This window comes from Promicromonospora aerolata, from assembly GCF_042682255.1.
In the GTDB taxonomy this organism is placed as follows: Bacteria; Actinomycetota; Actinomycetes; order Actinomycetales; family Cellulomonadaceae; genus Promicromonospora; species Promicromonospora aerolata.
This window is the reverse complement of sequence record NZ_JBHUHF010000001.1, coordinates 2,160,374-2,174,928: the sequence shown is the minus strand read 5'-3', so window position 1 is coordinate 2,174,928 and position 14,555 is coordinate 2,160,374. Positions and strand designations below refer to the sequence as shown.

Annotated in this window: 14 protein-coding genes; 7 read left to right on the top strand and 7 right to left on the bottom strand. The window is 72.6% G+C overall.

What is annotated here, in order from left to right; genetic code table 11:
• Window positions 1-113: 113 nt before the first annotated feature.
• The 3 genes from ACFSL2_RS09845 to ACFSL2_RS09835 all read left to right on the top strand — a co-directional run bounded on the left by ACFSL2_RS09845 (window position 114) and on the right by ACFSL2_RS09835 (window position 4,117).
• A complete protein-coding gene (locus ACFSL2_RS09845) occupies window positions 114-1,292 on the top strand; it encodes an AI-2E family transporter (RefSeq protein ID WP_377197685.1) in 1,179 nt (392 codons plus the stop codon).
• Between the two features lie 1,031 nt (window positions 1,293-2,323).
• Complete coding sequence (locus tag ACFSL2_RS09840) at window positions 2,324-3,094, top strand: GntR family transcriptional regulator (protein ID WP_377197684.1); 771 nt, start codon at window positions 2,324-2,326, stop codon at window positions 3,092-3,094.
• 3 nt (window positions 3,095-3,097) lie between these two features.
• Window positions 3,098-4,117 (top strand): 1-aminocyclopropane-1-carboxylate deaminase, encoded by a 1,020-nt coding sequence (locus tag ACFSL2_RS09835; protein ID WP_377197683.1) that lies wholly within the window; start codon window positions 3,098-3,100, stop codon window positions 4,115-4,117.
• A 57-nt stretch (window positions 4,118-4,174) separates the two neighbouring features.
• On the opposite strand, the gene ACFSL2_RS09830 is transcribed toward ACFSL2_RS09835, so the two are convergent.
• The 4 genes from ACFSL2_RS09830 to ACFSL2_RS09815 are packed head-to-tail and all read right to left on the bottom strand — an operon-like array spanning window position 4,175 to window position 8,238.
• Complete coding sequence (locus tag ACFSL2_RS09830) at window positions 4,175-5,224, bottom strand: S1C family serine protease (protein ID WP_377197682.1); 1,050 nt, start codon at window positions 5,222-5,224, stop codon at window positions 4,175-4,177.
• Window positions 5,225-5,246: 22 nt separating this feature from the next.
• Window positions 5,247-6,269 (bottom strand): VWA domain-containing protein, encoded by a 1,023-nt coding sequence (locus tag ACFSL2_RS09825; RefSeq protein ID WP_377197681.1) that lies wholly within the window; start codon window positions 6,267-6,269, stop codon window positions 5,247-5,249.
• Entirely contained in the window at window positions 6,266-7,195 is a 930-nt protein-coding gene (locus ACFSL2_RS09820) for a DUF58 domain-containing protein (protein ID WP_377197680.1), read from the bottom strand. Before ACFSL2_RS09820 ends, ACFSL2_RS09825 begins: the two co-directional genes overlap by 4 nt.
• Window positions 7,192-8,238: an AAA family ATPase gene (locus ACFSL2_RS09815; protein WP_377197679.1), complete on the bottom strand. Its 1,047-nt coding sequence runs from the start codon at window positions 8,236-8,238 to the stop codon at window positions 7,192-7,194. The genes ACFSL2_RS09820 and ACFSL2_RS09815 overlap by 4 nt, the downstream gene beginning before the upstream one ends.
• Window positions 8,239-8,364: 126 nt before the next feature.
• Here ACFSL2_RS09815 and ACFSL2_RS09810 point away from each other — a divergent pair, with 126 nt between their 5' ends.
• From ACFSL2_RS09810 to ACFSL2_RS09795, 4 genes are all read left to right on the top strand, one after another.
• Entirely contained in the window at window positions 8,365-9,081 is a 717-nt protein-coding gene (locus ACFSL2_RS09810; protein WP_377197678.1) for a response regulator transcription factor, read from the top strand.
• Complete coding sequence (locus ACFSL2_RS09805; protein WP_377197677.1) at window positions 9,078-10,409, top strand: sensor histidine kinase; 1,332 nt, start codon at window positions 9,078-9,080, stop codon at window positions 10,407-10,409. Before ACFSL2_RS09810 ends, ACFSL2_RS09805 begins: the two co-directional genes overlap by 4 nt.
• 328 nt (window positions 10,410-10,737) lie before the next feature.
• Entirely contained in the window at window positions 10,738-11,148 is a 411-nt protein-coding gene (locus ACFSL2_RS09800) for a DoxX family protein (protein ID WP_377197676.1), read from the top strand.
• Window positions 11,149-11,205: 57 nt separating this feature from the next.
• Complete coding sequence (locus ACFSL2_RS09795) at window positions 11,206-11,406, top strand: hypothetical protein (RefSeq protein ID WP_377197675.1); 201 nt, start codon at window positions 11,206-11,208, stop codon at window positions 11,404-11,406.
• 92 nt (window positions 11,407-11,498) lie between these two features.
• Here the strand turns inward: ACFSL2_RS09795 and ACFSL2_RS09790 are convergent, their stop codons facing one another.
• From ACFSL2_RS09790 to ACFSL2_RS09780, 3 genes are all read right to left on the bottom strand, one after another.
• Window positions 11,499-12,746: an MFS transporter gene (locus tag ACFSL2_RS09790; protein ID WP_377197674.1), complete on the bottom strand. Its 1,248-nt coding sequence runs from the start codon at window positions 12,744-12,746 to the stop codon at window positions 11,499-11,501.
• Between the two features lie 9 nt (window positions 12,747-12,755).
• Window positions 12,756-13,919 carry a phosphotransferase enzyme family protein gene (locus tag ACFSL2_RS09785; protein ID WP_377197673.1) on the bottom strand — a complete coding sequence of 388 codons (1,164 nt, stop codon included), beginning with the start codon at window positions 13,917-13,919 and terminating at the stop codon, window positions 12,756-12,758.
• Between the two features lie 128 nt (window positions 13,920-14,047).
• Entirely contained in the window at window positions 14,048-14,521 is a 474-nt protein-coding gene (locus tag ACFSL2_RS09780) for a MarR family winged helix-turn-helix transcriptional regulator (protein ID WP_377197672.1), read from the bottom strand.
• Between the last annotated feature and the right edge of the window lie 34 nt (window positions 14,522-14,555).

The window sequence follows — 14,555 nt, the reverse complement described above, 5'->3', positions numbered from 1 at the left end:
GGAGGTCCGGTCGCGGCGTGCGACGGCGACAAGCGGGCCGCTTTCAGGGAGGCTGGGGCCCAGCAGGTGTCCACCGCGGACACGTGGGACCGAGATGGAGCGCCATGGCCCGGATGCCACAACGACCCGGCACCCTGCCCCGACCGTCGGGAGCGCGGATCCGGCGAGCGCGGGCCGACCCCGACACGTCGGTGAGCGGCCGGCAGGCGTCCCGGGTCCCTGCCGCGAGCCGCCGGCACGCGGCGGTCGGTCTGCCGGCCCAACCGTTCGGCTACGCGATGCTCGCGACCCTGGGCGTCGGCGCCGGCCTCGCGATACTGGGCGCGCTCGCGGCAGTGGCCACGGTTCTCGTGTACGTCGGGCTGGCCCTGTTCCTGGCGCTGGCCCTCGAACCCGGCATCCGGTACCTCATCTCGCGCGGGCTGCGGAGATGGGTGGCTGCCACGACGATGATCGTCGGGTTCGCGATGGCGGTCGCGCTCTTCGTCGTCACCGTGCTGCCGGTCGCCGTCCAGCAGGTCAGCGTCTTCGTCGCGCAGCTCGTCGACGCACTGCGTGACCTGCAGGACCAGGGCTGGTACACCTGGGCCACCAGCAACCTGGGCGCCCTCGATCTGAACGGCCTCCTGTCGTCGCTGACCGACCTGCTCACCGACCCCCGCCAGCTCTCGGCGATCGCCGGCGGCGTGCTGCAGGTCGGCACCGGGCTGATCAACGGCGTGACGGCCGTCGTCATCGTCACGGCGCTGACCATCTACATCGCCCTGACACTGCCGACCATCGTCGCCGCCGTGCTGCGGCTCGTGCCACGGTCTCGGCGGGACCTGACCGGTTCGCTCCTGAACGAGGTGCTGGACTCGGTGGGCCGCTACGTCTCCGGGCAGCTGATCCTGGCGACCATCAACGCCACCTTCACGCTGCTCCTGACGGTGATCGCGGGCAGCCCTGCCCCGATCCTGCTCGCCGTCATCGCGTTCATCGCGGCCCTGATCCCCGTGGTCGGAACGGTGATCGGCTCCATCCTGGTGACCCTCGCCACGCTGACGGTGAGCCCGGGCGCGGCGCTCGTCGTGGCCCTCTTCCTGCTCGTGTACATGCAGGTCGAGGCCTACGTCCTGTCCCCGCGGGTGATGAGCCGCGCGGTAGCGGTGCCGGGCGTGCTCGTCATCGTCGCGGCCCTCGCCGGGGCGTCGCTCGGCGGGGTGCTCGGGGCACTCGTCGCGGTCCCGGTCGCGGCGGCCGGCCTCCTCGTCATCAAGCGGGTGCTCCTCCCGCTCCAGGAGGCGCGGTAGGCCCCCGGCGGGGCATGTGGCCTGCGGCGATACCAGTGTCGCGGCCCGATAGGATCCCGGACGGTGTCGGGTTTCCGAGCGGGATCGCGCGGCTCGGTGATGCTCGGCTGGGTGGCTGGGTGGCTGGGTGGCTGGGTGGCTGGGTGGCTGGGTGGCTGGCTGGGGGTGCTGGGTCGACGGTGAGGTAGCCCCAGGTGGTGGGTGCCAGGCCTGCTGAACGTTGTTCGCCCTGGCCTCGGGCATTTCGCACTGGCTGAACTCTTCAGGTCAACCCGCATACCCGAGTCTCAGCGGAACCGGATCCAGCCCACCTGGCAGCCACCGAACCAGCTATCGCTGCCCGGCGAGACGTGCGACGTCGGGGCCTCCTGGCGCCCTGGCTTTTTGGCCTCTTGGCCTCTTGGCGCCGGCGGCCCTGCTGCCTCGCTGTCCGATGCACCCCGAGCCGCAGGTTGCTTCCGAACCCGGTTCCCCGGTGCCCGTTGAGCCGCAGGTTGCTTCCGAACCCTGGTTCCCGTGCCCGCTGAGCCGCAAGTTGCTTCCAAACCCGAGTCCCTGATGACCGCTGAGCCGCAAGTTGTCGTCGCGCGGGGTGTGCGGTGGGTGTCGAGCCGCAAGTTGTTGGTGGTCCTGGGGCTCGGGTGCACGCCGAGCCGCAAGTCACGAGTGGCCCAGGGTGCCGAACCGCAACGACACGCCGAGGGCGCGAACGTTTTCGGCGTGTCGCTGCGGTTCGGCGCGCTGGGAGGCGTGCAGGTTGCGGTTCGGAGGGCGGCGGGCCCAGGGCCACCAACAACTTGCGGTTCGGTGGGTGGTGGGTGGTGGGTGGCAGGTCGGCAACGGTGTGCGGGATCGGGAGAGGGGTGCGAGGAGGGTGTCTCGTTCTGCAGGTCCGCGCAGGTCCGCGCAGGTCCGCGCAGGTCCGCGCAGGTCCGGCAGGTCTGGCAGGTCCCGTCGGGGCACCGTCGATGCACCGCCGACCGCGGGAACGGCCCTTGCCAGCGCTATCGATCCGGTATGTAATATATTGCATGCCCATTCCCGCGAGCGTGCCACCGATCGGGCGCCGACTCCTCCGTGACGACGTCTACGGCCGGCTGCGCGACGCCATCGTGGACGGCAGCCTCGCGCCGGGGGAGCAGCTGCGCGACGGCGACCTCGCGGCCTGGCTCGGTGTCAGCCGCACGCCGGTGCGCGAGGCGTTGCTGCGCCTGGCCGAGGCCGGGCTGGTCGTGGCCCGTCCAGGCAGCTCGACGACCGTGAGCTCGCTGGACCTGCGGGACGTGCGCGGTGCGCGCGACGTCGTCGCCGCGATGCACGAGGTCGCCGTGCGGGAGGCGGTGCGGAGCCTCACGGAGGCCGACCTCGACGCGATGCGTGCAGCCAACCGCGAGTTCCGCGCGGCGATCGAGACGGGTGACGTCGAGGCGGCGCTACGGGCCGACGACGCGCTGCACGCCGTGCCCGTGAGCGTGGCGGCGAACCGGGCCCTCGCATCGGTGCTCGACCAGTTCACACCGGTGCTGCGCCGCGCGGAACGTCTGCGGTTCTCCTCGCTGGGCGGGCGGGCGTCGTTCGCCCGGCACGACGAGCTGATCCGGCTGTGTGCCGCCGGGGACGCGGCCCAGGCGGCGGCCGTCGCCTTCGACACCTGGTACACCCTGCCGACCGACGAGCCGACCGACCAGCCGACCGGTGCACCAGTCGACCGACCAGCCGACCAGCCGACCGACCAGCCCACCCACCAGCCGACCGGTGCACCAGTCGACCCACCAGCCGACCAGCCCGTCGCCAAGGAGTAACCCATGGCCCTGTCCGACTTCCCCCGCCACCCGCTGACCTTCGGGCCGAGCCCGGTCCATCCGCTGCCGCGGCTGACCGCCCATCTCGGCGGTGCGTCGGTGTGGGCCAAGCGTGAGGACTGCAACGCTGGTCTCGCGTACGGCGGCAACAAGACCCGCAAGCTGGAGTACATCGTCCCGGACGCGCTCGCGCAGGGTGCGGACACCCTGGTCTCGATCGGCGGCTACCAGTCCAACCACACGCGCCAGGTGGCAGCGGTGGCCGCGTCCCTGGGGCTCAAGGCGGTGCTGGTGCAGGAGAACTGGGTCGACTGGCCAGACTCCGTCGCCGACCGGGTCGGGAACATCATGCTGAGCCGGATCATGGGTGCCGAGGTCCGGCTCGACCCGGCCGGTTTCGGCATCGGGTTCAAGGACTCCTGGGCCCGCGCGATCGACGAGGTGAAGGAGCGTGGCGGCACGCCGTACGCGATCCCGGCCGGGGCGTCCGACCACCGGCTGGGCGGCCTGGGGTTCGCGCACTGGGCGCACGAGGTGGAGCAGCAGGAGCGCGACCTCGGCGTCTTCTTCGACACGATCGTCGTGTGCGCGGTCACCGGATCGACCCTCGCCGGCATGATCGCCGGGTTCGCCGCGCTCGAGGAGGCCGGTGGCCGGTCACGCCGGGTGATCGGGATCGACGCCAGCGCGAAGCTCGACGAGACCCGCGACCAGGTCGCCCGGATCGCGCGTGCGACGGCCGAGCTCATCGGCGTCGGGCGGCCGCTGCGCGACGACGAGATCACCGTCCTGCCCGGCTGGGCCGGCGACAAGTACGGGATCCCGGTCGAGTCGACGCTCGACGCGATCCGGCTCACCGGCCGGCTGGAGGGTGTGATCATCGATCCGGTCTACGAGGGCAAGTCGATGGCCGGCCTGATCGACCTCGTCACGAGCGGCGAGATCCCGGCGGACGCCACGGTGCTCTACGCGCACCTGGGCGGCCAGCCGGCCCTGAACGCCTACAGCGGCCTGTTCACGTAACCCGCCGCCCGACGCCCCGGTCACGTCCGGAGACAATCCCCGGGGCGACACTCCAGCTCACGCCCTGGCGATGATGCGCCCGGCCACCTCGGCTGCGCGGTCGATCGGCACGGCGAACCCGATGCCGATGTTGCCCGAGCTGCCGACCGTCGCGATGGCCGTGTTGATGCCGACCACCTGACCGCGCAGGTCGACCAGGGGTCCGCCCGAGTTCCCCTGGTTGATGGAGGCGTCGGTCTGGATCATCGGCCCGGGGTAGTTTCCGGAGCTGCGATCGACGGCGCTGACCACCCCGGCGGTGACGCTGCCCGTCAGGCCGAGCGGCGAGCCGACGGCGATGACCGGCTGCCCGATCTGCAGGCCCGCGCTGCGGCCCAGGGCTGCGGCGCGGGCGCTGCCGAGATCTGCCTCGACCACCGCTATGTCGTTGCGCTCGTCGGAGCCGAGCACACGGCCGGTCACGGAGCTCCCGTCGTCCAGCAGCAGCTCGACCGTCTCGCTGCCGACGACCACGTGCCCGTTGGTGACCACGTGGCTGTCGTCGATGATGACGCCCGACCCGCCCCGCGACCCGGCCCGGACCTGGACCACGCTGGGCAGCGCGCGCTGGGCGGCGCTCTCCGTCGTCGTCGGCCCCGTGGCCTGCTCCACCGCTGCGGGTGCCGCCGTCTCCTCCTGGGCGAAGCTCAGGCCTGTGACCAGGCCCGTCGTCGCCGATCCCACGAGCGCGCCCAGGGCGAGCGCGGTCGCCAGGGTCAGCAGGGGCCGGGGACGGCGGGGCGAGGCATCCTGCGCGGCGTCGTGCCGGACGTCGTGCCCGGCGCCATGCCCCGGGACGGGCGGGCCCGACGGCAGGCCGAACGCGGGCCCGGCGGGCGCGGCCGGTGGTGCGGCGCCCGGCGGTGCGGAGGACAGCGAGGAGGACGGCGCGGCGACCGGCGGCACCAGCCGGGAGCGAGGCGGGTCGGGCGCAGGTGGTGGCGGGGCGACGGGCTCTCCGACGACGAAGTGGCGCGGGCCGGCGGGCCGCCCCAGCCCGACGGGAGGGTTGCCGGCGGGAGCCCCGCCGGTGGGAGAGCCATTGAGCAGGGGGTCGGGGTTCTGCAAGGGAACGCTCCTTCGAACGGTGTCAGACCAACCGGGAGAACCAGCGCAGGGACAGGGCGGTGGCGATGATGGCGAGCGCCAGACCGAGCAGGACCAGCGGAGTGGTGACGAGGGTGGTCTCGGTGCGCCAGCCGATGGCCGAGCCGATGTCCTCGTAGACCTGGTCCAGCTCGGCGCCGCTCTCCGCGCGGTAGAAGTGGCCGTCGGTCTCTTCGGCGAGCATGCGCAGGGTGTCGTCGTCGGCGGGGGCAGACCGGATGCGGCCGCCGGCACCGATGACACCGCCGGGAGTGCCGTAGGCGATCGAGGAGACGGGCATCTGGGCATCGAGCGCCGCCTGCACGGACTCGGCGGGGCTGCGGCCGGCGGTGTTGAACCCGTCGGAGAGCAGGACCAGCCGGGCGGGGATCGGCTCGGCGGCCTGCGGGTCGTCCTCGGCGCCGTCCGCCCCGTTCTCCCGGCTCGTGCTCGCGGAGCCGTCGTCCGCCGTCGTGCCGCTGGTGGCGGCCTGCCGTGCGACCTCCGCCGCCGAGGCGAAGACCGCCTCGCCGATGGCGGTGCCGCCGGCGGACCGCAGGTTCTGGATGGAGTTCTCGACGAGGGCGCGGTCGGCGGTGACGGGGGCGACCAGCTCGGCGTCCTCCGCGAACGCGACCACGCCGACCTGGACGGTCTCGGGAAGCTCCCGGACGAACTGCACGGCCGCCTCCTTGGCCGCGGTCAGCCGGTCCGGCGGCACATCCTGCGCGTCCATCGAGCCGGACACGTCGATGGCGACGATGACCGTCGCGCGCTCGTACGGCACACGGAGCCGCATCTCCGGCCCGGCCGCCGCGGTGGCGAACGCCCCGAGCGCGAGCAGCACGAGGCCGGTCGCGAGGTGCCGCCGCCAGCGCGGGCGGGCCGGCGCCACCCGGTCGAGCATCGGCAGGGTCGCGAAGCGGACGGCGTAGCGGGTGCGGCGCCGCTGCAGCAGGACGTACGCCAGCGCGAGGGCCGCGACGGGTACGAGGGCGAGCAGGATCAGGGGATCGGTGAAGGTCACGGTGTCCTCCGGTGACGGCGTGCGGGGGCGCGACGGCGGTCCTTGACGAACCGGGCGAGCGCCACCGCCCAGTCGTCGTCGGTGCTCACGCGCAGGTGTTCGGCGCGGGCGGCGCGTACTGCCGCTGCCGTCTCGTCGCGATGCAGGGCGGCGACCATGGCGTAGGCGAGGCGCAGCTCGGGGTCCGAGGTGGACACCTCGCGCTGCGTCCCGGTCTCGGGATCGAGCAGCACGACCTCGCCGACGTCGGGCAGCTCGCGCTCCCGCGGGTCGTCGACCTCGACGACTATCACGTCGTGCCGGGCGGCCAGCCGTCGGAGCGGCCCCTCCCACTCGAAGGGCCGCTCGACCGCGCCGTCGGACGCCACCAGGTCGGTGACGACGACGCACAGCCCGCGGCGTCGGGCCCGGGCGCCGAGCCCGCGCAGGGCGTCCGACAGCGAGACCGCGGGGCTGCCCTGGCGGACTGCCGCGTCGAGCCGCGTCAGCGCCGCCGCGGCGGCGCGCCCGGGGCGGGGCGAGATCCAGCGCAGGCCCGCCTCGTCGATCAGGCCGACGCCAACGCGGTTGCCCGGCCCGGCGGTCAGCAGTCCGACGGCGGCGGCCACCTCCTCGGCGACGTCCACCTTCTCGGTCCGGGCGGTGCCGAAGGTCATGCTGGGGCTGCGGTCCACGAGGAGCCAGGTGTCCAGCTCGTGCTGGGCGCGCGTGCGCCACAGGTGCGGGTCACCCGTGCGGGCGGTGACGTTCCAGTCGATCCGCCGCACGTCCTGGCCCGGCTGGTACTGGGTGAGCTCCTCCGGGTCGGAGCCGGGTCCGAGCGCGTGCCCGTCGACGTCGCCCTGCAGCAGACCGTCGACCCGGCGCCGGACGGTGAGCTCGAGCCGGCGGAACCTGCGCGCGGAGTCGCTCCCCGAGTCGGTCATCGCACGACCACCTCCTCCTCGGCCGGTGCCACGCGCGGCTGCGGGACGGCGGCCAGGACGGCCTCGATCACGGTGCGGGGCGCGACGCCGTCGGCCGCCGCCTCGAACGTGAGGACGAGCCGGTGGCCGAGGGTGTCCGTCGCCAGGTCGACGAGGTCGGCCGGCAGCACGTAGTCGCGCCCGCGCATCAGGGCGAGCGAGCGTCCGGCGGTGATCAGGCCGAGGCTGCCGCGCGCGCTGACGCCGTACTCCAGCACGCCGTCGAGGTGGTGCAGGCCGTACTGATGGGGGCGGCGGGTGGCGATCACCAGGGCCACCGCGTACTGCGCGACGGCATGGTGCACGAACACCTGGTCGGCCTCCTGCTGGAGCTGGCGGACCAGCGCCGGGTCGAGCAACGGCTCGGCACGCGGGGGAGCGGCGCTCATGCGCTGCACGATCGTCAGCTCCTCCAGCTCGTCGGCGTGGTCGACGTCGACCTTGAGCAGGAACCGGTCGCGCTGCGCCTCGGGCAGGGCGTAGACGCCGTCGCTCTCGATCGGGTTCTGCGTGGCGAGCACGAGGAAGGGGTCGGGCAGGGCGTAGGTGCGTCCGCCGATGCTGACCTGACCCTCCGCCATCGCCTCCAGCAGGGCCGACTGCACCTTGGCCGGGGCGCGGTTGATCTCGTCGGCGAGGACGAGGTTCGCGAACACCGGGCCGAGCTCGACGTCGAAGTCCTCCCGCGCGGGCTTCCAGACGCGGGTGCCGACGATGTCCGACGGCATGAGGTCCGGCGTGAACTGCAGGCGGGCGAACGAGCCGCCGGCCACGGTGGCCAGGGTGCGGACCGCGAGCGTCTTGGCAACACCCGGAACGCCCTCGAGCAGCACGTGACCACGGGAGAGGAGGCCGACCATGATCCGTTCGACCATGTGGTCCTGCCCCACGATCACTCGTTTCACCTCGATCAGCGCCCGTTCGACCAGGGCGGCGGCCGGGCGGAGCGGCGGGTGCGTGGCGACGGCGGGGATGTCCTGGGTGGCGGGTCTGCGCTGTTCCATGGGCTCGTCCATGACACCGACTTCAGCCGAGACGGGAGAAAACTGCGGGAAACCCGAGCGAAAGCCGACCGAAAGGGGGACCAGCAGGGCCTGTCAGAGCCGCCGCCGGGCGGTTACCGTGCTGCTGTGCGGCTGCTGATCGTGGAGGACGAGGCGGGTCTGGTGAGTGCCCTGCAGGTGGCACTGCGCCGGGAAGGCTACGCCGTCGACCAGGCGCGCACCGTGGCCGAGGCGAGGGACAAGCTCGGCCTCAACCCGTACGACGTCGTGCTGCTCGACATCACCCTGCCCGACGGGACGGGCTTCGACCTGACCCGCGCCATCCGCGCCGGCCGGATCCCCCTCGCCGACGGCGACCCGCCGCGCATCCTCATGCTGACCGCGCGCGGCCGCCTGACCGACCGGGTCACCGGCCTCGACGTCGGCGCGGACGACTACCTCGTCAAACCGTTCGCGATCATCGAGCTCTCCGCCCGTATCCGCGCCCTGCTGCGCCGCGAGGCACGGGAGGCCGCCGCCGTCCTGGTGCACGGGCCCATCCGGCTCGACGCCGCCCGGCAGCTGGCCTGGCGCGGCGCCCGGGAGCTCGTGCTCACCCGCAAGGAGTTCGCCGTGCTGCGCTACCTGATGAACCGGCCCGCCTACGTGGTGCCGGCCGAGGAGCTCCTCGAGCACGTGTGGGACGAGAACGCCGACCCCTTCACCCAGACGGTCCGGGTCACCGTCGGCACCCTGCGGCGCAAGCTCACCGTCGACGGCGAGGACCCCGCGCTGGAGACCGTCATCGGCCGTGGCTACCGCCTGCGCGAGCTGCCCGCCACGGTCGAGGGCGTCCCCGCATGACCTTCCGGGGGCTTCCCGGGTGGGCACGCACCGTGCGGATGCGACTCGCCCTCACCTACTCCGCGACCCTGTTCGGCATCACCGCGCTCATCCTCGCCGGCGTCTACTTCGCGCTCTCGCAGACCATCGTCGCCGCACCGCTGGACCCCGTCACCGTCAAGCGGTTCGAGAAGAAGTCCGACGGCAGCATCGCCTACAGGCCCGGCGAGCAGTTCCAGGCCGCCGACCTCGACAGCGTGCAGCACGCCGTGAACTTCACCGCCCTGCAGACCCTCCGGGACTACTCGGCGGTGGCGCTCGCGGTGATGTTCCTGCTCAGCGTGGTCGTCGGCTGGTGGGTGTCGGGACGGGCGCTGCGGCCGGTGGGGGCCGTCACGCGCACCGCCCAGGAGATCGGCGCCACCGACCTGTCCCGGCGCATCGGTGCGACCGGGCCACAGGACGAGCTGCGCACCCTGGCCGACACGATCGACGGGATGCTCGACCGCCTCGACCGGGCGTTCACCGCGGAACGCCGGCTCATCGAGGACGTGTCCCACGAGCTGCGCAACCCCGTGATGGTGGTGCAGGCGAACGTCGAGGCGGTGCTCGGCAACGAGGAGGCGGACCAGACGCAGCGCGCCGAGGCGACCGCCGTCGTCCTGGGGGCGACGAGCCGGATGTCCCGCCTCCTGGAGGACCTGCTCGCGACGGCGCGGTTCCGGTCGGAGGCCTTCGCCGACAAGGAGGTCGACCTCGCCGCACTGGCCGAGGGGGCCGTCCGCGACAACCGGGCTGTCGCCGAACGGCGTGGTGTCTCCCTCGTGGAGCGGACCCACCCCGGCCCGGTCGCCTACGGCGACGCGAACGCGCTGGGCCGGGCGGTCGACAACCTGCTGTCCAACGCGGTGCGGCTCGCGCCGGCGAGCAGCGCGATCACGGTGGGGGTGGGCAGCAGGCGGGGCTGGGCCTGGATCGCCGTGGCGGACGAGGGGCCCGGGGTTCCGGCGGAGGCGCGGGACCGGATCTTCGACCGGTTCTACCGGGGGGAGAACGGGAACGGTGCTGGTGCTGGTGCTGCCGGTGGTGTGGCTGGTGGTGGAGATGCTGTTGGGCCTGCTGGCGGGCCTGCTGGCGGGCCTGCTGCCGTGCCTGCGGAGCGGCCTGACGGCTCCGGCCTGGGGCTGGCGATCGCCCGCCAGGTCGCGGAGAGTCACAACGGGCACCTGCTGCACACCGACCACGGCACGAGCGGCAGCACGTTCACGGTCTGGCTCCCGGACCGGACCCTGGACCGCGCGACCGACCGCGGCGACACGCCCCCAACGGGCGACCCCCTAGCAACCTAACCCACCCACCCAGCCCCACTCCCCACTCCCCACTCCCCACCCCCCACTCCCCACTCCCCACTCCCCACTCCCCACTCCCCACTCCCCACCAAGGCGTCGAACGCCGTGTTGGTTGCACTATGAGCCCGCAAAGCGCAACCAACACAGCGTTCGACGCCGACGCACGGGCCGACGCACGGGCCGGCGCACGCGTCTGTGTCGGGTGGGGAGGTGGGGGCGGCCGGGGCAGGGGCGTGATCCGGCGGGTCGGCGGCCTCGACGGGAAGGACGGCGCCGTCCTAAAGTGTGAAGAAAGCGTGAGCGAGAACGTCCTCGACCGGAGGTCACCATGGATCTCGTACTGCTGATTGCCCGGGTGCTCTTCGTAGCGCTCTTTCTCGGAAGCACCGTCGGCCACCTTACCCAGACGGACAGCATGGCCGGTTACGCCGCATCTCGGGGCGTGCCGATGGCCAAGCCGGCAACCCTCGTCACCGGAGTGCTGATGCTCCTCGGCGGACTGTCCGTCCTGCTCGGCGTCTGGGGAGACCTGGGCGCGCTGCTCCTCGTCGTCTTTCTCATCCCGACGGCGTTCATGATGCACGGGTTCTGGCGCGAGACCGACCCGACGGCCAAGCAGATGGAGATGATCCAGTTCAACAAGGACATGGCGCTCGCGGGTGGAGCGCTGGCGTTCTTCTGGGCGTTCAGCCAGGGGCCGGGCCTGACCATCACGGGACCGCTGTTCTCGATGGGCTGACCGGAACGTATCGGGCGTCCTCACGCCCATGCACAACAACTCAGCTCGGAGGTAGTCGTGAAGTCAGGTCTTATCGTGCTCGGCACCGTCCTCGTCCTCCTGGGCCTGGTCTTCACCTTCCAGGGACTCGGTTACCTCGCGGGCAGCGCGATGACGGGCGTGACGCTGTGGGCGGTCGTCGGGCCGATCCTCGCCGTCGTCGGGATCGTGCTGATCGTCTGGTCCGTGCGCAGGGGCCGGTCCGGCAACCCCGGCTGAGGTTCGCCCGTCGGGCCCGTCGGGGCCGTCCGGGTCGGGCCCGACGGGCAGCGGCTCACCCGGCAGCCCCGTGGGCCTCACCCGGCAGCGGCTCACCCGGCAGCCCCGTCGGCGTCCTCCAGCTCCTCCGGGTTGGGCAGCCCGGCCAGGAACCGGAACGACACGAGTGCGACCAGCGTGGCGATGCCGCCCGCGATCAGGAACGGCGCGCGCAGGTCGATCCTGCCGAGCAGTCCGCCCAGCAGCGAGCCCAGCGGCATGGTGCCCCAGAGCAGCGTGCGCCACGTGCCGTGGACCCGGCCCAGCAGGCGGCTCGGGATCGCGGCCTGGCGCAGCGACATCACCAGGATGTTCCACCCCGTCGTACCGGCGGCCGACAAGAAGTAGCCGAACGCGACGACGCCGAGCACCGGGACCGCACCCATCAGGACCAGCGCCGCGAGCGACAGGGTCTGCGCCACCGCCATCACCGGCCCGGCGCGGAACCGTTCCTTGAGCCGGTTGGCGATCGCCGCCGCGCCGAGCGAACCCACCGCGCCGGCCAGGATGTACGCCCCGTACCAGGCTTCTGGCAGACCGAGCCGGTTCAGCACGTAGAGCACCATCGTGGCCGTGGCGGCGGAGAAGCACAGACCGATCACGACGCTGATCAACCAGAGCCTCCGCAGCATCGGGTGCCCCACGATGTAGCGGAACCCGTCGGTGAACTGCCGGTACCAGGCGACGCGCGGCTGCCCGGTCGGGTGGGTGTGGTGGCTGCCGGCTGCCGCGAACGGCAGGAACACCGCCATGATGCTGGCCACCGCGTAGGTCAGCACGTTGATCCCGAGCGGCACCACCACCGAGATAGCGAACAGCGCCGAGGTGAGCGGGCCGGACAGGAACCGCTCGACGACGATCTCCCCGGCCTCGACCCGCGAGTTCGCACGCGGCAGGTCCTGCTTGGCGGCGATCGAGGGCAGGACGGCGCGGAGCGCGCCGTCATAGATGGTCTCGAACGCCCCGTACGCGAACACGACGCCGTAGAGCCACCAGATCGTCAGCCCGTCCGTGGCGAACAGCACCAGCAGAAGGACCGCGAGCAGCGTGCGGACGCCGTTGGCGAGCGTCATGGCCCGCCGTCGGTCGATCCGGTCCAGCAGGATCCCGGCGGGGATCGAGAAGATCAGCCACGGCAGCATCGCCACGGCGGCGACACCGGACACGAGGAGCGGGTCGTCGGTCAGCCGTGCGGCGAGCAGGGGAGCCGCCACCTTGGCGATGCCGTCCCCGAGGCTCGAGCTGACGTTGGCCACGATGACATTCCTCAACGCCCGCCCGAGCGGTTGTCTGTCACTCACGCCGAGAGCCTAATCCGCCCCCATCAAACCCTCACCCAGCCAAGTCGAACGCCGTGGGGGTTGCGTTCTGGGGCCGGATAGCGCAACCAGCACGGCGTTCGACGGACTTAATCCCCGGTAGAGGGCAGAGGGCAGAGGGGGGAGGTGGGCTTGCAGGAGGCGGGCCGTGTGCTGCCGGCGGATCCAGAAGTCGTCGAGGTCGGCCCGGAAGCGGCCGGTCCCGGCGTAGCGTGCGCTTACCGGGTAGGTGCTGCGGGCGAGCTGGACGAACGCGCAGGCCTCGGCCCAGGCGACGTCGGCCTCCGTCGCCGCGGGGTTGGCCGTGACGTAGGCGTCCAGCACCGCCGCTGAGAGTGCCTCGCCGTTCGGCGAGAGCGCGATCTCTGGGCCGAAGGCGATGCGCCCCAGCTCGTACGCGATCAGGTGCGGGCCCGCATTGGCGAAGTCGACCACCGCGACGAGCCGGTCGCCGTCGAACAGGAGGTTCGGTGCCGCGAAGTCACCGTGCACCCACTGTCGGGTCAGCGGCGGGGCGGCGGTGAGCACGCGGCCGAGAGCGGTGAGCCAGCTACGGCGTTCGGTCAGGGCCGCCAGCGCGACCCGGTCGAACCCGTCCGGGTCGTCGCCCCGGTCGCGGACCAGGGCCTCGGCTCGTTCCCAGCGGGTCACGACTGCCTCTTCGTCCCAGCGCAGCCACTCCTCCTCGACGGCGGTGACCGCGACGGGCGGGGGAGCGAGTCTCGCGAAGGCCTGGTGCAGCCGGCCCAGAGCGGTGCCGATCTGCTCGGCCTGCCCAGGGCTGACGGGTGCGGTCAGCGTCCGGCCGGGGAGCCACTCCGACACGGAGAGAACCAGGCCGTCCACCGGGATCGCCCAGCCCCCGTGTCGCGCTGTTCGCGGTCGGGGCACGGGGACCCCGTTGCGTGCGGCGACGTCCGTCAGCGCGGCCGCGGCGTCGACGCGCTCGGCAGAGGTCTGGTCCTCGACCTTGACGAAGTAGCGGGTGGTTCCGCTGTCCAGCGCGAAGGCGATGGACTGCTCCCCGGCCGGCACCCGGGTCCACGAGCCGGCCAGTCCGTGCTCTCGCGCCACCGCCGAGACGACGGCGCGCGCCCGGCCCGCCGCGCCGACGCCGCCGAGGGCCTCGGCCACCGGCCGCTCTGCTCCGTGCACCCAAGCTCCTCGCGCTGTCAGTTGGTCGCCGGTCGCCGGTCGCCGGCGTCGAACGTAGGCATGGTCGCTCTCTCGGGGCTGGCGCAGCGACCAAGCGTACGTTCGACGCCGGGCGACGGCCCCCGGGGTCAGCGGGTGGTCGGGTCCTGGGCTAGGCGGGTGGTGATCGTTTCCGTGATGTCGGCCAGCGCGTCGAGCTGTTCCGGCGTGAGCGCGTCGATGACCAGCCGCCGCGCCGTCGCGATGTGCCCGGGCACGGAGTGGATCAGCTCTCGCCGGCCCTCGCTCGTCAGGCGCACGTTGGTGGCGCGACGGTCCTCCGGGCAGGGGGAGCGCTCGATGAGCCCGCGCTTCTCCAGGCGCCCGCAGACGTGGGACAGGCGCGGCAGCGTCGCGACGGTGGCCTCGGCGAGCGCGGTCATGCGCATCGTCGGCTCCTTGCTGAGCTGCAGCCTGGACAGCACGACGAACTCGAAGTGCGTCAGCCCGGAGTCGCGCTGGAGCTGCCGGTCGAGCGCGGCAGGCAGCAGCTGGAAGACGGCAGTGAGGCCCAGCCAGGCCGCCGACTCCTGGTCGTTCATCCGGGGTACGCGTTGCTTCACGAGCCCATCCTATCGTTTGGTTGACGCGACAAGT

Bases quoted from the DNA above. Each gene is read 5' to 3' on its own strand.
- ACFSL2_RS09820 (WP_377197680.1), bottom strand. From the start codon at position 7,195: ATGACCGACTCGGGGAGCGACTCCGCGCGCAGGTTCCGCCGGCTCGAG.
- ACFSL2_RS09835 (WP_377197683.1), top strand. From the start codon at position 3,098: ATGGCCCTGTCCGACTTCCCCCGCCACCCGCTGACCTTCGGGCCGAGC.
- ACFSL2_RS09805 (WP_377197677.1), top strand. From the start codon at position 9,078: ATGACCTTCCGGGGGCTTCCCGGGTGGGCACGCACCGTGCGGATGCGA.
- ACFSL2_RS09845 (WP_377197685.1), top strand. From the start codon at position 114: ATGCCACAACGACCCGGCACCCTGCCCCGACCGTCGGGAGCGCGGATC.
- ACFSL2_RS09840 (WP_377197684.1), top strand. From the start codon at position 2,324: ATGCCCATTCCCGCGAGCGTGCCACCGATCGGGCGCCGACTCCTCCGT.
- ACFSL2_RS09815 (WP_377197679.1), bottom strand. From the start codon at position 8,238: ATGGAACAGCGCAGACCCGCCACCCAGGACATCCCCGCCGTCGCCACG.
- ACFSL2_RS09800 (WP_377197676.1), top strand. From the start codon at position 10,738: ATGGATCTCGTACTGCTGATTGCCCGGGTGCTCTTCGTAGCGCTCTTT.